General features: G+C 59.4%; 16 protein-coding genes and 2 pseudogenes. 11 read left to right on the top strand and 7 right to left on the bottom strand.

Annotated elements, in window-relative coordinates; translation table 11 throughout:
• Positions 1 to 109: 109 nt before the first annotated feature.
• The 8 genes and pseudogenes from RHSP_RS20470 (at position 110) to RHSP_RS20435 (ending at position 9,728) form a co-directional block, all read left to right on the top strand.
• Positions 110 to 1,032 (top strand): annotated as a pseudogene (locus RHSP_RS20470) (carbohydrate ABC transporter permease).
• Positions 1,029 to 1,904: a carbohydrate ABC transporter permease gene (locus RHSP_RS20465; protein ID WP_004122049.1), complete on the top strand. Its 876-nt coding sequence runs from the start codon at positions 1,029 to 1,031 to the stop codon at positions 1,902 to 1,904. Before RHSP_RS20470 ends, RHSP_RS20465 begins: the two are co-directional and overlap by 4 nt.
• A 5-nt stretch (positions 1,905 to 1,909) precedes the next feature.
• Positions 1,910 to 2,971: an ABC transporter ATP-binding protein gene (locus RHSP_RS20460; RefSeq protein ID WP_004122048.1), complete on the top strand. Its 1,062-nt coding sequence runs from the start codon at positions 1,910 to 1,912 to the stop codon at positions 2,969 to 2,971.
• A gap of 16 nt (positions 2,972 to 2,987) precedes the next feature.
• Complete coding sequence (locus RHSP_RS20455) at positions 2,988 to 3,728, top strand: formylglycine-generating enzyme family protein (protein WP_004122047.1); 741 nt, start codon at positions 2,988 to 2,990, stop codon at positions 3,726 to 3,728.
• Positions 3,707 to 4,714 carry a ScyD/ScyE family protein gene (locus tag RHSP_RS20450; protein WP_037153368.1) on the top strand — a complete coding sequence of 336 codons (1,008 nt, stop codon included), beginning with the start codon at positions 3,707 to 3,709 and terminating at the stop codon, positions 4,712 to 4,714. Before RHSP_RS20455 ends, RHSP_RS20450 begins: the two co-directional genes overlap by 22 nt.
• A 363-nt stretch (positions 4,715 to 5,077) precedes the next feature.
• Positions 5,078 to 7,039, top strand: a complete 1,962-nt coding sequence (locus RHSP_RS20445) for an elongation factor G (RefSeq protein WP_037153365.1) — start codon at positions 5,078 to 5,080, stop codon at positions 7,037 to 7,039.
• A 523-nt stretch (positions 7,040 to 7,562) separates the two neighbouring features.
• The gene (locus RHSP_RS20440) at positions 7,563 to 8,918 is read left to right on the top strand and encodes an NfeD family protein (protein ID WP_037153361.1); all 1,356 of its coding nucleotides are present in this window, start codon (positions 7,563 to 7,565) and stop codon (positions 8,916 to 8,918) included.
• 36 nt (positions 8,919 to 8,954) lie between these two features.
• A complete protein-coding gene (locus tag RHSP_RS20435; RefSeq protein WP_004122037.1) occupies positions 8,955 to 9,728 on the top strand; it encodes a slipin family protein in 774 nt (257 codons plus the stop codon).
• A 79-nt stretch (positions 9,729 to 9,807) separates the two neighbouring features.
• Here RHSP_RS20435 and RHSP_RS34805 read toward each other — a convergent pair.
• The 3 genes and pseudogenes from RHSP_RS34805 to RHSP_RS20420 form a co-directional block, all read right to left on the bottom strand.
• Positions 9,808 to 9,953, bottom strand: a pseudogene (locus tag RHSP_RS34805) (IS6 family transposase); the annotation flags it as partial.
• Between the two features lie 177 nt (positions 9,954 to 10,130).
• The gene (locus tag RHSP_RS20425) at positions 10,131 to 10,556 is read right to left on the bottom strand and encodes a hypothetical protein (protein WP_004122034.1); all 426 of its coding nucleotides are present in this window, start codon (positions 10,554 to 10,556) and stop codon (positions 10,131 to 10,133) included.
• 685 nt (positions 10,557 to 11,241) lie between these two features.
• On the bottom strand, positions 11,242 to 12,102 hold the full coding sequence (locus RHSP_RS20420; protein WP_004122021.1) for a LysR family transcriptional regulator: 861 nt from the start codon (positions 12,100 to 12,102) through the stop codon (positions 11,242 to 11,244).
• Positions 12,103 to 12,283: 181 nt separating this feature from the next.
• Between RHSP_RS20420 and RHSP_RS20415 the strand changes: the two genes are divergently transcribed.
• Together RHSP_RS20415 and RHSP_RS20410 are read left to right on the top strand one after the other, a co-directional pair.
• Complete coding sequence (locus tag RHSP_RS20415) at positions 12,284 to 13,810, top strand: MFS transporter (protein WP_240535476.1); 1,527 nt, start codon at positions 12,284 to 12,286, stop codon at positions 13,808 to 13,810.
• An 866-nt stretch (positions 13,811 to 14,676) separates the two neighbouring features.
• Entirely contained in the window at positions 14,677 to 16,593 is a 1,917-nt protein-coding gene (locus RHSP_RS20410; RefSeq protein ID WP_004122017.1) for a LysR family transcriptional regulator, read from the top strand.
• A 17-nt stretch (positions 16,594 to 16,610) separates the two neighbouring features.
• On the opposite strand, the gene RHSP_RS20405 is transcribed toward RHSP_RS20410, so the two are convergent.
• From RHSP_RS20405 to RHSP_RS20395, 3 genes are read right to left on the bottom strand one after another with little or no spacing between them, the layout of a single operon-like run.
• A complete protein-coding gene (locus tag RHSP_RS20405; protein WP_004122015.1) occupies positions 16,611 to 17,195 on the bottom strand; it encodes a UbiX family flavin prenyltransferase in 585 nt (194 codons plus the stop codon).
• Positions 17,196 to 17,222: 27 nt separating this feature from the next.
• Positions 17,223 to 18,584: a UbiD family decarboxylase gene (locus RHSP_RS20400; RefSeq protein WP_004122013.1), complete on the bottom strand. Its 1,362-nt coding sequence runs from the start codon at positions 18,582 to 18,584 to the stop codon at positions 17,223 to 17,225.
• Between the two features lie 11 nt (positions 18,585 to 18,595).
• Positions 18,596 to 18,904, bottom strand: a complete 309-nt coding sequence (locus RHSP_RS20395) for a hypothetical protein (RefSeq protein ID WP_004122011.1) — start codon at positions 18,902 to 18,904, stop codon at positions 18,596 to 18,598.
• Positions 18,905 to 19,170: 266 nt separating this feature from the next.
• On the opposite strand from RHSP_RS20395, the gene RHSP_RS20390 reads away from it, so the two are divergent.
• Entirely contained in the window at positions 19,171 to 20,619 is a 1,449-nt protein-coding gene (locus RHSP_RS20390) for an aromatic amino acid lyase (protein ID WP_037153352.1), read from the top strand.
• A gap of 387 nt (positions 20,620 to 21,006) precedes the next feature.
• On the opposite strand, the gene RHSP_RS20385 is transcribed toward RHSP_RS20390, so the two are convergent.
• Positions 21,007 to 21,394 (bottom strand): transposase (locus tag RHSP_RS20385; protein ID WP_240535475.1); only part of this gene is annotated, 388 nt, incomplete at its 5' end.

Below are 21,394 nucleotides of genomic sequence, written 5' to 3'. Positions count from 1 at the left end.
ACGAGCGGGGTTTTCGGACGCCGCTCGTGTCGCGGAGCTGGCAATGGCCTTCGGCGACCGTGAATCCGACAGTTAAGGCGTGCCGGGGCGGGCTTTGCGGGAGAGATCAATGTTGAAGGTCGAAAGCAGCATCTTGACCGCGCAGCTCCAGATGGGTGGCGGTCTGGAGCGATGGGCGGAACGTCACCTGCGCTTCCTCATGCTTGCGCCGACGGTCCTCATACTGCTGGGCCTGACGATCTTTCCCAGCGTCTACATGTTCTATGCAGCGGTTCACAAAATCAGCCCGAATCCCGATCTGCCCTGGGAGTTCGTCGGTGCCGGCAATTTCGTGCGGCTTCTTTCCGACGCGCAATTTCACGTCGCGCTCCGGAACACCATCGTATTCACAGTCGCGGCGGTGGTGACTGAATTCCTCCTTGGTCTCGGGCTGGCGCTACTGCTCGATAAATTCATCCGCCGGCTGACCTTTCTGAAGACTGTCCTGATGATCCCCATGATGCTGCCGCCGATCGCGGTCGCGATCACATGGAAGCTCATCTACGAGCCGCAGTTCGGTGTCCTGAACGAAATCATGTTCCGCCTCGGCCTACCATTGCAGGCATGGGCCGGCGACGTGAACCTCGCGATGTTCTCGATCATCGTCGCCGATGTCTGGCAATGGACACCGTTCATATTCCTTCTGATGTTGGCCGGGCTGGCCAGCCTCCCGGTCGAACCCTACGAAGCCGCCGCACTCGACGGCGCCTCGTCCTGGCAGCAGTTCTGGGACCTGACGCTGCCCTTCCTTAAGCCGGTGATCGCTATTGCCTTGCTCCTGCGTGTCATGGATGCGTTGCGTCTTTTCGATCTGGTCTTCATCCTGACGGGGGGGGGCCGGCCGACAGGACCAAGGTCTTGAGCCTTTATATCTATCAGGTCGCCTACCGCTTCGCCGATCCAGGCTACGCGGCGGCGATGTCGCTTTTCGTGCTGTTTGTGACGATCATTCTGAGCACTTGGTTCATGAAACGCATGCGGCTGGCGGAATGACCATGACGCTGGCAAAAACCATACATGCGCGCAGCCGTACCAGAGAGATGCTCATCCGCCTGTCGGCCTATCTGACGATCTCTGTCGCGCTGGTCGTCACGCTTTTTCCCATCTATTGGATCGCGTCGAACTCATTCAAGTTTGATATCGACATTTTCGCCGTGCCGCCGGAGTGGCTACCCCGAAACCCGACGCTGAAACACTACGATGAAGCGTTCATCCAGCGTCCGTTCCTGCGCTACGCGCTGAACAGCTTTCTCGTCGCCGTGGGAACGACCGTCGTTTCCGTGACCTTCGGCACCATGGCTGGCTATGCCTTGGCACGGTTCAGTTACCCGTGGCAGTGGCGGAAGCAGATTTCGTTCTGGATCCTGTCGACGCGCATGATGCCGCCCATCGTCAGCATCATTCCACTCTACCTGTTCTTCAACTATTTCGACATGCTCAACACGAAGTCGGCTCTCATCGTCGCCTACACCGCCTTCAATCTGCCCTTCGCGACGTGGATGATGAAGAGCTATTTCCAGGATCTTCCGGTCGAACTGGAGGAAGCAGCGATCGTCGACGGCGACACGCGGTGGGGCGCATTCCTGCATGTGGCGTTACCCCTTGCCCGGCCCGGGCTTGCGGCCACCGCCATCTTCTGCCTGATCATCTCGTGGAACGAATTTCTGTTGTCCCTCATCATCACGCTCACCGAGCAGTCGCAAACACTGCCGATCGGCATTGCCGGGCGCGTGACACAGTACAACACCTATTGGGGCGAAATCAGCGCAGCGGGTTTCATGGCCTGCGTGCCGATCGTCATTTTCGCCTTCATCGTCCAGAAGCATCTCGTCCGGGGATTGTCCCTGGGCGCCGTCAAAGGTTGAGATCTATGGCGTCCGTCACATTCAGAAACGTCAGCAAGAAGTTCGGCGAATTTGTTGCTGTAACGAATTTCAACCTTGAGATCATGGACAAGGAGTTTCTCGTTCTGCTCGGCCCCTCCGGCTGCGGCAAGACGACGACCATGCGCATGGTTGCCGGTCTGGAGGAGGCGACGTCGGGCGATATCTACATCGATGCGGATCGCATCAACGGTGTCCTGCCCAAGTATCGCGACGTCGCGATGGTCTTCCAGTCATATGCTCTCTATCCACATCTTACTGTTGAGGACAATATCGGCTACCCGCTGAAGATCCGCAAAGTGCTGCCTGCCGAACGCAAGCGACAAATAGCCGAGGTCGCGCGGCGTGTGGAACTCGACACGATGTTGTCCCGTCTGCCGAAGGAACTCTCCGGCGGCCAGCGCCAGCGCGTGGCACTCGCCCGCGCGATTGTCCGCACGCCACGCGTCTTTCTGATGGACGAGCCGCTGTCCAATCTCGACGCCAAGCTTCGCACCCAGATGCGCGCCGAGCTGAAACACCTTCAACATGAGCTGCAGGTCACGACGATCTACGTCACCCACGACCAGATAGAGGCGATGACACTTGCCCACCGCGTGGCCGTGATGAACAAGGGCGTGATCGAGCAGCTTGGGACGCCGCGGGAAATCTACAACGATCCGCGCACTCTCTTCGTTGCCGGATTTATTGGCTCGCCGCCGATGAACCTTATTCCTGGAGAAGTGAAGGACGGCGTGTTCGTGAGTGCCGACCTCAGGGTCGGGGGTATCGGTCGGGCAAACGTCTCCCGAGCCGTGCTCGGTGTCCGCCCGGAGGACGTCCATCCGGCCGAAGCCGGTGATCTGGACGTCAATCTGGTTGCGCCGATCTATTCGGTGGAACTCACCGGGGAGAATACGCTCGTCAGCCTCCGGTTGGGCGGCCAGCTCATAACCTTACGCGCCGATAAGAATTTCACCGGTCAGATCGACCAGCAGATCGGCGTCAAGGTCGCGACGGATCGCGTGTTTCTCTTCAATGGCGAGACTCAAGATCGTGTTGACTTCTAGCGTTTGGACGGCGGCGATGGTGATCGCCCTTGCATTCCCGGCGGCCGCTGCTGATGCCGGCCCTATCGCCGGAAATCCGCTGATCGAAATTCCTGCCGGCGCGTTCGTCTTTGGGCGCGACGACGGCCCCGAAAACGAACGTCCCCGCCGCGCGCTGGAGGGTCGGGCGTTCGCGATCAATCGCACCGAAATCACGAACCGGCAATATGGACGCTTCGTCAATGCCACCGGTCATCGCCCGGCCTTCTACGCAAATCACCCGATCTTGGGATTGGACGATAGGCCGGTCGTCGGGGTAAGTTGGGGAGACGCCGACGCTTTTTGCCATTACTACGGGTTGGAGCTGCCGTCGGAGCCGCAATATGAGAGGGCGGCGCGAGGAACGAAGGGCGACGCGTTTCCATGGGGCGACGCCCCGCCAGACGAAACGCGGGCAAATTCCGGAGCGGATGTCTGTTGCTCTGGCGACGCGCGAGACGGATATGCGATGACCGCACCGGCGGAGTCCTTCGCCGCTGGAGCGAGCAAAGAGGGCGTCCTCAATCTCGTCGGCAATGTCTGGGAGTGGACCCGCGATCTCTACGCGCCGTATGAAGGCGGGACGGCGCCAGGGAGCGCCGGGCCGTATCGCGTGCTTCGCGGTGGTTCCTGGAATAGCGATCCAGACCACCTTACGACGACCTATCGCCTCGCCTATGATCCGGAATTCCGGTTCTCAGCCAATGGTGGCTTCCGATGCGTCCGTTCTACGCCTTGATTATCGTCACTGGTCTCCTGTTTCTGGCAGTCGGTGCTGGCGCCGAGCCAACGGCTGCGCCCGGCTACGCGCTCGAGACCTTCAGCATGCCGGGTGCGGCCTTCGCCGGCCTATCCCGCGACGCGGGGGGCTTGCTCGTCAGCGATCTCGCCAGTGGCAGGCTCTACCGGCGCGGCGCGGACGGCAAGCTTGTCGCATTCGGTCCGGTATTTCCGCACGGCCTCGACGTGATGGGCGACCCGAGCGGTCCTTATCATGTCGTCCGCGCCGGCGATGTCCTTGTCGTCGCCCAGGGTGCGACGCCCGTCAATTCCGACGAGGGTTCGTTTGACCACGCCCTCGTTGCGCTCGACGCCGCTGGTCAGGCCCGTGTCATCAGCAACGATTTCTGGAATCCGTTCGACTTCGTCGTGGCGGGCGGAACCTACTATGTGATCGATTCCGCTCGAAACAGTGTCGAACGCGTGCAGGCGGACGGCCGAAAAAGCACGCTCTTGACATTCCGGCGGATGAGGGAAGCGGCCACGGCGCTGCACAGCCTTTCGCCGACGGAGTTCACGCAAGGCAACAGCTACGAAGTGGACGCGGTGCCGACCGGCATCGCCCTTCACGACCAGCGCCTCCATATTGCGCTGTTTGGCGGCTTTCCTTTCCTTGCCGGTGCTGGAAAGATCGTTTCGATTCCCGAAGTCGGCGATGCATCGGAGCCGCAGCTTGACGTCGAAGGACTGAATGCGCCCGTGAGCATCGCCTTCGATAATGATGGAGATATGCTTGTCCTCGAACACGGCACCTACAACCAGAAAGAAGGTTTCCTGAAGGGTAGCGGGCGATTGCTCAAGCTCAATAAAACAACGCACGACCGAGAGATCATTCTCGACGGCCTGACCCGGCCAGTATCCGTTCTCGCCTGGGACGAGCGGCGGTTCGTCGTTTCCGAGCTGGGCGGCACGCTCTATTTTCTGACACGCGAATCTGCTCGCTGACCACCGGCGCGAATGCGCATCGAGGCACAGCGGCTGTCGTACGGTACGTAAATGGGGGAACGCGTGCGGAAGAGCGTTATCTGACCGGGTGTCCTTGCGGGCGCGCACGTTCATGCAACGGAGTTTATAAGTGATTTCAATGCTCGCTTCGGTAAGGAGCCGCGCAATTTTTCAACTACACGAGAACGCCGTGCGTTCATTTGAACGCACAAAGGTCGCTCTAACCTTGTGAATCTAGAGACCAAGGGTCGAACCTAGGTCGAACTTTGATCAATAAGAAAATAGTGCCTCTGGCGCCTTGCCGCGGTTCAGGGCATCCTATGACGGCTGAAAATTGTGTGTATGGCAGTTGGAGGAAGGCCGATGCGCTGCTTTACCGTGCTTGGACCCTCGCAGACCGGAAAATCGACAGTCGTGGAAAAGCTCGGCTCGCTGGAGGGGGCGCCGAGAAAATCCAGCTCCCCTTATGGATTGAACCTCACAGAATTCACCTTCGGAAACGAGGCGTGGTGTGCGCTGGATGCGCCAGGACCCAACGAAGCGTTGGCGCATGCACAGCAAGCGCTTCTTGCCAGCGACGCCTGCATCCTGTGTGTTTCATCGGCACCCGAGGAGGCTGTGCTCGCCGCGCCCTATCTGCGGATAGTCGAAGCCTCGGGGACGCCTTGCATCCTCTTCGTCAACCGGATGGACGAGCCGAGAGGGCGGCTGAGGGACGTGGTCGCCGCTCTTCAGGACTACGCCAACCACACCCTTTTGCTTCGCCAGATCCCGATCCGCGAAGGGGACAGGATCACAGGCAGTTGCGATCTGATTTCGGAACGGGCGTGGCGCTACCGGGAAGGCCAGACTTCGGCGCTGATCGCAATCCCCGAAAGCACCGCCGAACGCGAGCACGAAGCGCGCACCGAGCTCCTGGAACACCTGTCCGAATTCGATGACTGGCTTCTCGAGGAACTGATCGAGGACCGCGAGCCACCCAGCGACGCGCTCTATGCCATTTCATCACGGGTTCTCAGGGAAAACAGGATTATCCCGGTCCTGATCGGTGCTGCAAGTCACGGCAATGGCATGATGAGGCTGATGAAGGCGCTGCGCCACGAGGCGCCGCCGGTCGGGGTTCTTCGGCAGCGTCTCGCTCATGCGGGAACTATCGATGAAGGCAAGCTGATGGCCGTGAGCTTCCATGCCTATCATCGCCAGAATGTCGGCAAGACGGTGCTCGTGCGCGCACTTGGTGAGGGACTGCGGCAAGGCGCGTCGCTGGGCGGCTCCAGCCTTGGCGCCGTGCAAAATCTCGCAAACGGGCGTTCCAATTCGGCGGTTCTGCCTACGCCGGGGGATGTCTTCGCGACGGTCAAGTCCGACCATCTGCCCGTCCCTTCGCTGTTGACATCAGGCGCGGTAGTCGCCCCGCCTGAGTGGACGGAACCACCCACGCCGATGCTTGAAAGGATCCTAATTCCGGGCAGCGAGCGCGATGAAAACAAGCTTTCCGAAACGCTGGCAAAACTTTCCGAGACGGATCGCGGCCTGAAAGTCTTGCAGGAGGAAGGCACAGGCGCTCAGATCGTCCGCGCCCAGGGGCCGGTGCATCTGCGTGATCTCTGCCGAACGCTGTCCGATGTCTTTCACATCTCAGTGACCGACCGAACGCCCAGCCCGATCTACCGCGAGACGATCACGAAATCATCGGAGGTTCATTACCGCCATCGCAAACAGACCGGCGGTGCCGGGCAATTCGCGGATGTGAAGCTGAGCATTCACCCCAATGAGCGCGGCCAGGGCTTCACCTTTGGCGAAACCATCAAGGGTGGCGCCGTTCCGCGCAATTACATCCCCGCCGTCGAAGCGGGCGCGCGCGAAGCGATGGAGAAAGGACCGCTAGGCTTCGAGGTCATCGATGTCGGCGTAACGCTATCAGATGGTCAGCACCATACCGTCGACAGTTCGGAACACGCCTTCCGGACTGCGTCGAAAATGGGAGTGCGTCAGGCGCTTTCCGAAGGATCGACCGTCTTGATGCAGCCGGTCTTCCGCAGCGAGATTCACATTCCATCGGTCTATTCGGGCAGCCTCGTCCAGATCGTCTCCGCTCTCAACGGCCAGGTTCTCGGCTTCGACCGGGATGAAACCGCCAAGGGATGGGACATCTTCCGGGCGCTCGTTCCGGGCAGCGCACTTGACGATCTGGCGCGGGCGCTGCGCTCGGCGACGCAGGGCATTGGTTATTTTTCCAAGACCTTCGATCATTTCGAGGAGCTATACGGCAAGGAAGCGGACGCCATCGTGAGAGCACACGAGACATCAGGCGTCGCACACTGAAACGTTCGCACCACTTCATGCTCGTCCGTAGAGGCCCACCGGCTCTGCGGGATGGATACGTACGGCTGCTCATACCAGCGGGCACTGATCACGACCGACGAGCCCATTCGCGCAGACCGATGGACATGATTTTCCGGGTTGATCGACACGCTTGTTCCAGGCGGCGCAGCAATGTTCGACGATGTCTTTGTGTTCATTTGCGTCGCGATCTTACCCAGTTTTGCATTTCGCCGTGACCCTGTTGCGATATCGATATGGCAAACTCGTCAATGGGTTCACGACGACTGAATGGATCAACGTCAAATCGAATACGGGTCAGAGCGTTGTGAAACTCGACATTTGCCGGATTGGTTCGGGAATAAGGGCGCGTTTGGTTTCGTCAAACGGCCGTTGCTGGCACTATTTCTCGATGTTGTGTGAATGCAGGAGGGGTTCTCGCCTTAAAGTTTGGCTGCGCCACCATATATTATAGAACATGGATATTCAGCGATCTATAGCGCCGCACTTGAGACCTTGGCGTCGCATGTCGTCCGTTCTCGCTTTGGTGCTGGCTTTGGTATCCGCATTAGGCCTGACCGCCTTGCCGACCCCGGCGGCGGAGCGTGTGGCCATCGTCGTGAAGATCAATGGCGCCATCGGCCCGGCAATGGCCGACTATGTAAGTCGCGGCCTTGAACGGGCCGGCGAACGCGGCGTGAGCCTGGTCGTGCTGCAGATCGATACACCGGGCGGTCTCGACACGTCGATGCGAGACATTATCAGGGCAATCCTCGCCTCGCGCGTGCCTGTGGCGGGATTTGTCGCGCCGAGCGGGGCAAGGGCCGCCAGCGCCGGCACCTATATTCTTTACGCCAGCCACATCGCGGCAATGGCGCCGGGCACCAATCTCGGCGCGGCAACTCCGATTGCAATCACCGGCGGACCTTTCGGTGGCGGCGCGGAACCCGACAAAGGCACCTCGAATCCTCCGGATAGCACGCGAGGGCAGTCTCCCCGCGATCCCGGCGAAGCGAAGGCGGTCAACGATGCGGTGGCCTATATTCGCGGCCTTGCCGAGTTGCGCAATCGCAACGCCGATTGGGCGGAACGAGCCGTGCGCGAAGCTGCAAGCCTTTCATCGAGCGCTGCCGTGCGCGAGCACGTAGTCGATTTCACTGCAGCGACGATCGAGGATCTTCTCAAGCAGGCGCAGGGGCGCACGGTTCGGGTCGGCCAGACGGATGTCCAGCTCGATACCGCGGGTCTTGCCGTCGAGGAATTCGAGCCGGACTGGCGGACGCGTCTGCTGTCCGTGATCACCGATCCGAACATTGCGCTCATCCTCATGATGGTCGGCATCTATGGGCTGATCTTCGAATTTCTCACCCCGGGAACATTCGTTCCCGGGACCATCGGCGGCATCTGTCTGCTGCTTGGACTTTATGCGCTGGCATTGCTGCCGGTGAGCTACGCCGGCATCGGACTGCTCATCCTCGGCATCGGACTAACTGTGGCTGAGGCACACTCTCCAACCTTCGGCGCACTCGGTGTTGGCGGCGGGGTTGCGGTGGTGCTCGGTGCAGCCATTCTGTTCGATACTGAAATACCCGGCCTGCAAGTGTCCTGGACCGCATTGGGCAGCCTTGCCGTCGCCAGCCTGCTTTTCAGCCTGCTCGTTGCCCGCGTCGCATTCATCTCGCGCTGGCGGCAAGTCGTCACCGGCTCGGAGCAGATGATTGGTATCTCGGGCACGGTTGAAAGCTGGGCAGACACGTCGGGTTACGTCATCGCGCATGGCGAGCGCTGGAAGGCAGCGTCTACCGAGGCGTTCAGCCCCGGCGATGATGTCAAGGTAATCGGGCGAAGCGGGCTGACGCTGCAGGTCACGCGGCGCTCCTAGGCGGCCTAAAGGTCTTCGGAAACAGGAGGAAAAGTCATGGGTGTGTTTGCAGATCTCGCCTCATATCTTGTGGCCATCATTGTTTTGCTGATCATCATTGCCGTGGCGATCAAGATCCTGCGAGAATACGAGCGCGGCGTCGTTTTCACGCTTGGCCGCTTCACTGGTATCAAGGGACCAGGATTGATCCTGCTCATTCCTTACGTCCAGCAAATGATACGGGTCGACCTGCGCACGCGGGTACTCGACGTACCCAGCCAGGATGTCATCTCGCATGACAACGTCTCGGTCCGTGTCAGTGCGGTCATCTATTTCAGGGTCATCGATCCTGAAAAGTCGACGATCCAGGTCGCGGACTTCATGATGGCGACAAGTCAGCTTGCTCAAACGACATTGCGCTCGGTGCTTGGCAAGCACGACCTCGACGAGATGTTGGCTGAGCGCGACAGGCTCAATGAAGACATCCAAAAAATCCTCGACACTCAAACAGACGCCTGGGGTATCAAGGTCGCCAATGTTGAGATCAAGCATGTCGACATCAACGAATCCATGATCCGCGCAATTGCGCGCCAAGCCGAAGCCGAACGCGAGCGTCGCGCTAAGGTCATCAATGCCGAAGGCGAGCAACAGGCGGCTGCCAAACTGCTCGAAGCAGCCGAAATCCTGGCCAGGCGACCGGAGGCAATGCAGCTTCGCTATTTGAGCACGTTAAACGTTATCGCCAATGAAAAGACGTCGACGATCCTGTTTCCCTTCCCGATGGAACTCGCCAGTCTCCTTTTGGCCAAGATGGAACAACCGACGAAGTAGTCGAATGCTGGAGTTTCATCCTACGATTGCTCACAGCCGTCGTCCGCGACCGCGCCTGCGTGTGAAACCGCGCCTTTGTTCATGCTGCAAGGATTTCGAACTGCTCTGCGATCGAGGACGCGGATTATAGGCAAACCCCGTCTGCCTAATGCGCCGATGATCCTGCTCGATCCGGTTGCTGAGATACCGGCTCTTGCGGATGCGGATCGGCTTCAGCGCGCGTCGCGATTGTCTCACTTGAATGCCGCCTCCTTCCCGTCTCCCGAGGAGAAGGGTCAGGCGTTGGCACAGATTTATCAGACCCTCACTGAAATGTACTCCAAGAGCAACCGACCGGCAGACATGGCCGGCTCCTGACGACTCAGGATCAATGATGCACCATCACACCCGGGGACTACACGCCTAGTTTCCAACAATTGTCAGCGCCGTGACGTCGCCCCATACAGGTAGGTGAATAACGGCGGTACCTGCCGGAAGAAAATCACCAAAGGTCAGCTTGACGTGCCGTCCTTGGTTTGCGTCAATCCGCTTTTGCACGGCCGCGCCCTTTCCGATGATCTGCACAGCGTCGATGGTTTCCTTCTCGGCGCCATCATTCTGGTTTGGATCGTAGAAGCAGATGGGCCGATCAAGTTTCAGCGTGTCGTAGTTCTCGGTGTCTCCGGTCGGCAGTTCGGCGATCTCATGACGAATGATGCCAGTAAACCGGTATCCAGAACTGTCCTTAGCAGCGATGCAGCTCGCACCGTTCGCCTCCGCCGACAGCGCCAATGTCACGGCAAGGATTGTTCCGCCGAATGACCAGAGCCGTTTTGAAAACATATCCATGCTGTCTACTCCCGACAGGTTATGATGCCGTCATATCGGCGACGGTAGCCCGATATCAGAATGCGATTTTCTGATCGGCATTTTCGGTGGCGAAGGGGTGCTGACATTTGCAACCTGCGGCATCGGAATTGGTTCGCTTTCACGGTGTTTGTACAGATAATGATTGCGTGAGAGGATGGGGTTTGCAAGCGTGTTTTATGATTAAATTGGGAAGCCGTACCGCGTGTTTCTGGAGCGATGTTAGGCGAAGTCCATCGTGACCGCGGAATGGGCGTCAGCGGGCCTCTACGGCGGAAACGCCACAAAAATCGGCTGCTTGAAAGAGATCGGGTCCCATCCCGTCGTTTTGGGCGGGCTTTGACGCCGCCAACCAGCGTTGGATGGAAACTTCACAAACCCACAACTGTCGTCGATATTGGAGGCGGCGAACATGGTTATGGCCACACCAAGGGTGCTCAGCATACGAACGGGTCGCGCCAACCGTTCGAGTTAAAGCCTTCTCACCCGACAGGCAGTCGCTGCCAACGCTCACTTGTCGAAGGTTTTTCGCTACTTGGCCTGCGGTTGCCCGGCAATGGCATTGTCGCGGATTAGCCGCAGATCTCGTCGGCCGATATGACCGGGGCCAAACACTTTCCATTGAATCAAGCGGAATTTTCCACCGATCCACGAGGACTGACATCGATCACCATCGATAATTGCTCGGCTTGCGGTGTTCACGGAAGGCAGCCGTGATGGCACGAAGGCTGTCCCTGGATTTCGGGTCGGACAGGGAAGAGTGCAGTACGACGGATAGGGATGGCAGCGGTGGCAGGCCGAGCGCATCGCCGACATCAACCACGTCGCTCGGCGCAAGGCGGCGCGGAAACGGCGAAACCGCGAGCCCGGCCGATAGAGCAGCCGCAATCGCCGCCGTCCCGCCGACGAAGACCTCGGTCCACGGAATCGAGGATCGATCAAGCAGCCGGATTGCCATATCGCGCACGGCGCAGGTCGGAGACAGGGCCGCCAACGGCAAGGGCTCTCCCGTTCGATACTCGAAATCCGGTGACGCAAACCAGCCGAAATGCTCCGGCCCGAGGATCTCGCCATCACGCCTGTCGTCGTCGCTGCGAATGATAACGGCATCGAGCTTGCCCTCCTCGAATGCCTCGAGCAGCGGGCGGGAGGCGTCCAGCCGCACTTCTATGGTGAGCGCCGGATCAACCGCTTTCAGACGCGCCAGCAAGGTCGGCACTTCTGGCCCCATGACATGGCTGGCAATTCCCAGCCTGAAGCGCCTGCGCGTTACGGAAAGCCCTGCGACGGCACGTTCATGTGCGGCGAGAAACTCCCGGGCAGAGGGAAGGAATGTTTCGCCCTGGGCGGACAGACGGACATGGCGCGGCGTTCGCTCGATCAGCTTCTTGCCGACGCGCTCCTCCAGGCGTTTCAGCTTGACGCTGACTGTGGCCTGCGTGGTGCCCAGTGCCTCGGCCGCGCGTGTGAAGCTTTGGAAATCGGCAATGGCTACAAAGACCTGAACGGCGTCGACATCGAGCGACATCACATAAATCCAAATTTGTTATCACTGATATAGATAGTCATAGCATTCAAACATGATCAAGCGCCGGATACAGATTTGAGGATCGACGGCGCTTCGTGTTGCAGAATGCACGAGAGCGGCACTGACGCCTGAGGGCAAGCCGACGCCGATCGACGAAGATTTTATGTCGAAAGGCGAAACTATGAGCAATACCCGGCGCCAAAACACAAGGCTTGCCCTGGCCGCAGTCTGTCTTTCATCGATGATGTTCGGTCTTGAAATCTCCAGCGTTCCGGCAATCCTGCCGAGGCTGGAGCGGGCGTTGCATGCCGATTTCCAGCAGCTTCAATGGACCATGAATGCCTATACGGTCGCAGTTGCGACCGTGCTGATGGCAGCCGGTACGCTCGCCGACCGTTATGGCCGCAAGCGGCTCTTCGTCGCGAGCATGATTGCCTTCGGCGCCAGCTCGCTCGTCTGCGGTATCGCGCCCAACATCACAATCCTCATCGCCGGCCGCGCACTACAAGGCGCAACCGGAGGCGCAATGCTCATCTCCCAGATTGCCGTATTATCTCAGCAATATGGCGATGCCGGCGAGCGCGCCAAGGCTTTTGGCTGGTGGGGGATCGTCTTCGGCTTTGGCCTCGGCTTTGGGCCGGTCATCGGAAACGGCATCTCCGCGCTCATGGGCTGGGAATGGGTGTTCCTCGTGCACGTCCTGATCACGATCCTGACGGTTTTGCTGGCAATTGCCGGCGTGCGGGAAACACGAGATCCCAACGCCCAGCATCTCGACATCGCCGGCATCGTTTCGCTATCCGCCGCAGTCTTCTGCCTGGTCTTTTACATCACGCAAAGTTCGCAGCTCGGATTTATCAATCCTGCCTCGCTCACCGTCGCTGCTATTGCGGTCGTCAGCTTCACAGTCTTCATCGTCGTCGAGCTGTCCAAAAGCCACCCCATGTTCGATTTTACCGTCTTCAGGATCAGGCGCTTCTCGGGCGCAATCTTCGGGTCGATGGGGATGAATTTCAGCTTCTGGCCTTTCATGATCTACATTCCCATCTGGTTTGAAGCAGGCCTTGGCTTAGACGGGGTGGCCGCCGGCATTGCGTTGCTGGCCTATACACTGCCGACATTGATCGTGCCGCCGTTTGCGGAACGACTTCTGCTTCGCCGTGGCCCCGGCCTCGTCATTCCTGCCGGTCTGTTCACGATCGGGCTCGGCTTTCTGGTCATGAAATTCGGCGCGGCAGCAGGTGAGGCGATCCTGCCGGTAACATTGTTCGGAGCGCTCGTCGCGGGCGTCGGCCTCGGAGTGACGAACACAACCGTCACGAACACGACGACGGGCTCTGTTTCGAGCGACCGGGCCGGCATGGCCTCGGGCATCGACATGAGCGCGCGAATGATCTCGCTTGCCATCAACATAGCCGTGATGGGGTTCGTTCTCGTGAGCGGCGTTCTCGCAAACCTGCAGACCGTGCTTTCGGTATCGCCCGATGCAGTTACATTGCCTCGGCTGGCGGAGCGGATCGCATCCGGCAATACCGGTGTCCTGGACGGGTCCATGACAAAACTATCCAGCGAAATCGTGCGCACAGCGCTGACCCAAGGCTTTGATTGGGTGATGCTCTATGGCGCCCTGAGCGTTTGGGCACTCGCTTTCCTGAGCCTTCTCGCCTTTGGAACGAGAGCGCATGCCAATGCGGCCGCATCGGAATGAGGTCACGTGCAGCTCGCAAGATTGTCGTGGCTGTCGTTTTGCATCTAACCGGGGTCTTCCTCACTTTGCGTGGTTAACAGACTGTAAGCAATGACGCCGCTGAGGATTGGCATGCGAACGAAATCGAAATGGTCGCCCGGTCCGGGTATTCGGGTGCGGAGCGTCGTGTTCAGCGATGCAGGCAAATGGGCTGTGTCTGCTTGCGGGCCAGCGTCAGGCATATGCCCTGATTGCAGACACCAGAGCAGAATTCGGCGCGGCTGGTCGCTCCGCAGTCTTCAAGACCTGCCAATCCAGGGTAATGCTGTGACGGTGAAGCTCCGGTTGAGCCGCTGGTGTTGCTCATATCGGCGGTGTGAACGGCAAACGTCCACGGACCGGGTCCCAGCGGTTGCCTCCCCCTATTCCCGGCGGACAATGCGGGTCGCCGAAATAGTCGGCCTGCTTGGCCACAGTACCGGCCACCGCCCCGCAGAGCGCTTGATGCAGCGTCTCGGCATGTCGATCAGCGACGACACCATCCTTCGGCATCTTTCGCCTGTCCTCTGCTTGTCATCCGGAGCTAAACTCCGGGTATCCGTTCAGGACCAACGAGAAAGACGAGGGCGATCACATTCTAGCTCGACCCGTCATACGGTCTGCGTTTCAACGATCCCACCCTCGCCGCTGAGGGGGGCGGCCCTCTCATAGCGGTCGGGAGTGCCGAAGCGACCTGACATCGACGTCCTTTGGTCTTGGCAGCTGACCAAGCACCCTATATCAGCGATCGGATGGCATAATCCCCGACGGGGGCTGGATGGCAGCATAAGCGCGTTCGACTTTGCAATCGCCCATTGACCGACAGTGGGTAGACTACGGCGGAAGCAATGGAAACAGTACAGCTCTCCTATTTCATTCTTGCTTGCCAGTTCAAAAATCATGCGGAAGCTGCAGCTCATGCAAAAATGTCCGCGTCCACCATCAGCGAAAACATCGATGCCCTGGAACGCGAATTGGGAATGACATTATTCGAACGGGGCCCCCACGGGCACTATCCGACCGAGGCGGCTCGCTGGCTCTATCAATCGGTCGAACCGTTGCTACAAGCGGTAGAGGCCGCCGAGACGATTCTCCAAGCCGAGCCTCGCCGCCCCATCAAACGGCTTGAGATCACCTCGCCGCTCCAATTTATGGCCGGCCGATTGTCACGCGCAGCAAGCCTCGCGTCCCGTGCCGTTCGAGAGGTTTCTCCCAACATCGTCGCGACAACGCGGTTCACGCTGGGCAGGGCGCCCTATGTGCATGCGCTCGAATGGAGCACGAACGAGCAACCGCATAACGGCTCGAGTGGGGAGACGGCGCAAGCCGCGCGCATCGTCCTGGACTACGCTCAAGACAGCGAGGAGCCGGACAGCATACTGCTTTTCCGGGACGAGTGGATCGCTATCAGCGGCGGCGGCAACCGTCATGCGGTCGGTGATGGTGTGATCAGTTTTGCAGCGCTACGGAAAAAGCCATTGTTCCTTCCGCCTTTGGGTGACACCCAGCTTCGACAGGCGCGCGCGTATTGCTCGACGCATGATCTCCCGGAACCCGTCGTCATTGAGGAAGATGTTGGGACGTTTGCGCGATTGTCTCGAGAGCTGGCCCCGTTTCATTTGCTCGCGCCACAAAGCCTGGTCATGGCGAGCGTTGCCCGCCTCAATCTCGCTCATGCAAAGCTTCCGATTGAGCTCGTCAGTCCGGTTATTGCGAGAATTCCAGCGGGTGAGCCAGCGGCGCTGCACTATGTGGAAGAGCTTCAGAAGGCTCTTCAGCTCCCCAGCTGTTTCGTTCAGTATCGGTCTCGGATCACCATGAAGCAGATCCGTTATTTTCTGGCAATTTCTGAGCAACTGAGTGTGACCGCGGCAGCCAAGCACCTCAGTGTTGCACAACCCGCCCTCTCCAATCAGCTACGCAAGCTGGAAGCGATAACAGGGCGCAACCTGTTTGTTCGTCATCGAACCGGCCTTGAGCGGAACGACAGCACCGATACGCTGGTTGCCTTGGTGGAGCCGGCAGCCAAAGCTTGCGACGGGATTGCCGCTAGTGCCGCGCACTATGCTGCGACGCGCCGGGAGCGATTGGCCATCGGCATTGTACCGCTGATTCATCACGAAGGACCTCTCGCCCGCGCTCTCGCTGGTGCCTTGGACGAATGGTCGAGCCTCCATCCAACCGTGAAGCTGAAAATCATGGAGGGTTCGACAGAGGCGTTGCGGCGATGGGTCGATGCCGGCGAGATTGGTTTTGGACTGGTGGAGACGCAGATTTCGCGCTCGTGGCAGGTCGATCTGGCGATCGAGGACTTTTTTGGAGTGGTATCAAACCCGGCAAAATCTATTCTTCCTGCGGGCGAGATCACACTACGCAATGCACTGAAGCTTCCACTCGCGCTTCCGGGCGATGCTTCCGGTCTTCGCCAGATTCTGGACAAGGCGGCATCTGAGGCGGGCATGCATCTTGCGCCGCAGATGGAGGTCAATTCGTTGACGGCGCTGCTGGCATTGGTGAAACGCATGCGCGTCGCGACGATTTTGCCGCAATCCTCGGTTCGGACCTTTGTGGAAGCGGGTGTCCTGCAGTTCAACCCGATCTCGAGCCCTGTCGTTCGGTCCCGTCTGTCAATCCTGTTCTCGCCGGAGCGGATACTGACTGACGTGGAGCGCTCCTTAATCAACGCTTTGAAGCGCCAATTGTCTGCGATGGGGATGAGCAAGGAAATTTCCTCCACGCGAGCGATTTATTGGCCCGAGCGATAAAGTGGCCAGGACCGGAGCTACCCACCGATGTCCGCAGGTGGCTCCTTCCAGCGTTTGACTTGGCCGGTGTCGATGTCGAATAGATCGAGCGCGCGGCCGATCGTATGGTCGATCATCTCGTCGATGGTCTTCGGTTTGGGATAGAACGCCGGAACGGGGGGCATGACGATCGCTCCGATCTCGGTAATCGTCACCATGTTTCTCAGGTGGCCAAGATGCAGCGGTGTCTCGCGCAGCATGAGGACCAACCGCCGTCTTTCCTTGAGGACGACGTCCGCTGCGCGGGAAACGAGTGTACCGCATGCTCCTGAAGCGATTTCGCCCAAGGTTTTGGTTGTGCACGGGGCGATGATCATTCCCCGCGTGCGGAACGATCCGCTGGAAATCGGCGCCGCTACATCGTCATTGCCATGAACGTGATCGGCAAGGGCATGGACGTCCTTCAGCTTGAGGTCGGTTTCATAGGCAAGAGCGACGATTGCGGACCGAGACATGACAAGATGGGTTTCCAAACCCAATTCGCGCAGCGTCTCAAGCAAGCGGATACCATAGGCATGGCCCGTTGCCCCGGTAATTGCCACGATGAAACGGTCTTTGGACAAAGAGAACTCCTGGGTCGGTATGACAGGTCAGTAAAGATGCAGATTTTGACGAATGCGTTCGAAGACATCACGGGGCGGCATCACGAATTCGGAGCGCCCTCCGGGCTCGCCGTCGCCGGGCCGGGTTGTTGCGATCATGCCGATTTTGGTGACGACAAGGTCCTCGTGCAGAGGGTCGCAACGATCCGCCCGAACGCCAGGCAGGACAAGCAGATCCTCATGGCCGCGGAAACGGGCGGCGAGCGACCATTCCACCTGGCGGGGATCTTCGGGATCGATGTCGTCCTCCACGACGGTCACGAGTTTCAGGAGATTGACGAGGCCCATTGCTAAAATGACGGCTCGCTTGCCTTCACCGAGGCGCGGCCGGTGCATGGTAATGATCGCATGCAACCGGCCCATACCACCATCAGCCACGAATACACGGCGGACGGCTGGAATCGATCGCTGCAGGTCACGTGTCAGCGTAGCGCCGATGGCGACGGCGCCGAGCAGGCAATGTTCCGCCGCATAGCCTGGCAGGATCGCCTGGTAGATGGCATCCGCGCGATGCGTGACACAGCCGATCTCGACGCCGATACCCGGGCCATAATAGACATAGAAGCCTGGAAATTCGGACACGGCACCCTCTTCAATGAGGTCCGCCGGGCGCAACCGTCCTTCAAGGACGATCTCGGCATGTGCGGGAACCTCGAGATCGACCGTCTTGCATTTCACCAGTTCCACCGGCTCGCCAAGCAATCCGCCAACGATGTCGAATTCGTCATCGCCAAGGCCGACATACATCTGTGAGCCGAGCAGCACCGCGGCGTGATTACCGATCGCAACCGCTATCTCGAGGTCATGTCCCCTGTGATGCGCCTTTTCCGCGATCCGCGCCAAATGATGGTTCTTGGCAATTCCAGCCATAAGCCGATTGCCGCCCTCAAGTCTTAACCGCGCGATCGAAACATTGCGTCGGCCGGTTTCCGGATCCTTGGCGACGATGACGCCGGCCGTGATGTAAGGTGCCGCTTCGCGCTCGAACCAGTGCGGTACCGGGAGAAGGGAGCCGATATCCAACGGTTGGCGATGGACGATCTGCTGAACCGGTGCGTCCTCTACGATTTTCGGCGCAATAGGCCGCTCCAGAGCTGACACGCATAGAGCATCGAGCCCAGCCCGGGGTACGTCAAGAGCACAGGCGAACCGGCCCCTGTCGTTGTAGAGATTGCCGACAACGGACATCGTGGCGTCATTCACACGAGTAAATAGCTGCGCCGGGCCGCGCTCCCGCAGGGAGAGCACCGAGGCAATCTCGAAACGGGTATCGACATTTCGCTCGACGTGATGCAGCTCGCCTTTATTTTCAAGTGCGGCGAGAAAGCTGCGCATGCTTTGGTCTGTCACTATCGCGTTCCTTAAATCGATATCTCGGTTGACGAAGGGATGTCGAGCGTCTCATCGAGCCGCATGATCATCTCCAGTAGCGTCGCGGCTCCGGCCGCTATCGCCTCGGGCTCCGCCCCATCATCCGGCGTGTGGCTGCGTCCATGGCGGCATGGCACGAAGATCAGGGCGCTTCCAAAATCTTCCCGCAGCACAGCCGATGGAGGCGATCCCTCACCCATGCGTTCGACCAGTCCGCCGCGGACCGCGACGTAACCATTATCACGAACTCGGTCGGTGCCGACAACGCGGCCCGTCAAAACCAGATCAAAGTCGCTCATCGCTTCTCCCTTTTCCGGCAACATCGGCCCTTCGGCACGAAACACAAAATTACTTTCGGCGAAGTTTGCCATAGCGGATAGCGAAGTGGTCCGCGGGGTGCCCGCACAAGGAAAAGGCGTGAGCCTGAGCGAGTGAGATCGTGACCGTCGAACCGAGCCATAACGATTGGCGAAGGCCGCTATCCACGCTTGACGCCCCCGGCAAGCACGGTGAACAGTTCGCGCTCAACAACGCTAAATCATCCGCACATCCCTAAGGAATGATCATGACAGTCACTTTGACAAAGAGGGCAGATATCAACCTTGAGTCGATCCTGCGTGTGGCTTGGCAGGGGGAGAGCGTGCAGATCAGCGCGGAGGCGATTGCTGAAATTGCTCGTTGCCGCGCATCGTTCCTGCACCTGATCGATAACGATCCAACGGTGATGATCTATGGCGTGACGACGGCCATGGGCGAGTTGGCAAGCACGCGCCTTTCGAAGGAAGAGCGCGAACGGCATGCCCGGATCAAGGCGTTCGCGGCGGCAACATCGTTTGGCGACCCTTATCCCGACCGTGTCGTCAGAGCCATGCTGCTGGCTCGCCTTGCCAATTTTCTCGAAGGTAACGCTGCGACAACCCCACGAATAGCAATTGCCGTCGCCGACATGCTCAATGGCCCCGCATTGCCGACAGTCGCCTCATCGGGACAAGGCGGCGCCGGGGAAATTCTGGCGCTCTATCCGCTGTTTGCGGAGCTGACCACCCGCTTCGACCTCGAAGTCAAGGAAAGAGGCTCGCTTATCAATGGATCGCCTTGCGCGGCGGCGCTGCTGGCGGATGCCGCACTGGCCGCCCGTCGACGCCTTCGTCTGGTGGAGCAGATCTTCGCGCTGTCGATAGAGGCGTTTCGTGCTCCGATCGAGCACTATGATGCAGCGCTGGAGCAGCTTTGGGGCGATGAACATGAGGCGGCGGCACTCCGTGCGTTGCGCGATCTTCTGAAAGGAGCGGGGACCGATCGCCGCAACTATCAGGCTCCGGTGAGTTATCGGATCGTCCCGAGAGTGCTCGGCCATGCGCATCGCGCCGTCTCCGCTGCCGAGCGCGCGGCAAATATCTCGCTCTGCTCGGCTTCGGACAATCCGGTCTACATTCCGCCCGACGAACTTCATCCGTTCGGACGCTGCATCAGCACCGGTGGCTATCACAATGCGATGGCGGCGCCTGCTCTGGATGATCTTGCTGCCAGCTGGGCAGACATCTGCCTGCTGTGCGATCGCCACGGCTCAAAGCTCCTGAACGGCGCCGTGTCCCACCTTCCCAACATGCTGATGGTTGGACGTCATCCGAGCGACAGCGACGGACATGGCAGCCTGGGCTACGTTCCGATGGCGACGACAGGATATCTCGAACAGGCGAAACTTGCTGCGCAAAGGACCTTCATACCCGGAACGGAATCCGCAGGTGCCGGCCAGGACGACGTTGCGGCAACTGCCTTTCCGGCGTGGGCCAAGGAGGAATGGGCAGGACGGTGCCTCGATGCCTGCCTGGCGAGCCTGGCCGTCGTCGCATCACAAGCGCTCCATGTGACCGACCGGCAACCGCCGATCGCGTTGGCCGATTTTGTTTCGGAAGTGCGCGCAATAGTGCCTCCCGTTGATGACGATCGCGTTCTTGGTCCGGAGTTATTGCGCCTGACGACGCTGTTCACGGAGAAGGCGTTCAGGGCTTAGGCCCTTTGCTTCCTTGGCGTGTAATCACCAGAACAGCCGGTCTCAACAGTCTGATAAGAGGTCGTTTGGCACTCAAATGTGGGATTGCGGCTGTTTCGATTTCATTTGGCGCTTCTGTGGCTGCCGCCCATTTCGCAAGAAGTTTCCGACCTTTTGTGCGTGTGACCGAGTACGGTCTTCCGTCAGGCCTTTCGTTGCGGCGCTTCCAAAGGCCGCCGGCCGGTATGGTGATCTGCGAAGCGGGTCCAAATCTTAATCCCGAGCTTGCAGGCTCAAAGTGCCAAACTGGTTTTCCCGTTTCCGGTCGGTTCGATCACACTCCTATTCCGGCCATTGCCTTCTCATACCCCGTTTCCCGGCGTTACTCAGGCATAGTCCGCATGAAGTTCATACAGCCATGGCCAGCGCCGGAACTCGATAATTTTCACCCTTCGCCAGCGTGGCCCGGATCGCTCGCGCCATCTTGTTGGCGAGAGCGATCACCACCGGCATGCGAGGCTTCTTTGCCTGCATCCGGGCCAGCCACGAACCGTCAACGATCTGTTTACGGCTCATCCGAATGATACGCGACGCCGCACCAATGATCAGCGGCCTCCGGATGCAGGCCTGCCCAGCCTTGGAAATGCGGCCAAGACGTTCCGTCGCGCCGGAAGAAAATTGTCTTGGGACAAGCCCAAGCCATGCCGCAAAATCACGGCCGCGACGGAAGCTTCCCATTGCCGTCATCGGACCGATGCGCCTCCCACTCCTGAACCAACGATGACGATGTCGGGTA

The organism is Rhizobium freirei PRF 81 (assembly GCF_000359745.1).
GTDB classification, from domain to species: Bacteria; Pseudomonadota; Alphaproteobacteria; order Rhizobiales; family Rhizobiaceae; genus Rhizobium; species Rhizobium freirei.
This window is presented reverse-complemented; position numbering and strand designations above follow the sequence as displayed.

Coding starts and splice junctions, on each gene's coding strand:
- RHSP_RS20465 (WP_004122049.1), top strand. CDS start 1,029: ATGACCATGACGCTGGCAAAAACCATACATGCGCGCAGCCGTACCAGA.
- RHSP_RS20460 (WP_004122048.1), top strand. CDS start 1,910: ATGGCGTCCGTCACATTCAGAAACGTCAGCAAGAAGTTCGGCGAATTT.
- RHSP_RS20455 (WP_004122047.1), top strand. CDS start 2,988: ATGGTGATCGCCCTTGCATTCCCGGCGGCCGCTGCTGATGCCGGCCCT.
- RHSP_RS20450 (WP_037153368.1), top strand. CDS start 3,707: ATGCGTCCGTTCTACGCCTTGATTATCGTCACTGGTCTCCTGTTTCTG.
- RHSP_RS20445 (WP_037153365.1), top strand. CDS start 5,078: ATGCGCTGCTTTACCGTGCTTGGACCCTCGCAGACCGGAAAATCGACA.
- RHSP_RS20440 (WP_037153361.1), top strand. CDS start 7,563: ATGTCGTCCGTTCTCGCTTTGGTGCTGGCTTTGGTATCCGCATTAGGC.
- RHSP_RS20435 (WP_004122037.1), top strand. CDS start 8,955: ATGGGTGTGTTTGCAGATCTCGCCTCATATCTTGTGGCCATCATTGTT.
- RHSP_RS20425 (WP_004122034.1), bottom strand. CDS start 10,556: ATGGATATGTTTTCAAAACGGCTCTGGTCATTCGGCGGAACAATCCTT.
- RHSP_RS20420 (WP_004122021.1), bottom strand. CDS start 12,102: ATGTCGCTCGATGTCGACGCCGTTCAGGTCTTTGTAGCCATTGCCGAT.
- RHSP_RS20415 (WP_240535476.1), top strand. CDS start 12,284: ATGAGCAATACCCGGCGCCAAAACACAAGGCTTGCCCTGGCCGCAGTC.
- RHSP_RS20410 (WP_004122017.1), top strand. CDS start 14,677: ATGGAAACAGTACAGCTCTCCTATTTCATTCTTGCTTGCCAGTTCAAA.
- RHSP_RS20395 (WP_004122011.1), bottom strand. CDS start 18,904: ATGAGCGACTTTGATCTGGTTTTGACGGGCCGCGTTGTCGGCACCGAC.
- RHSP_RS20390 (WP_037153352.1), top strand. CDS start 19,171: ATGACAGTCACTTTGACAAAGAGGGCAGATATCAACCTTGAGTCGATC.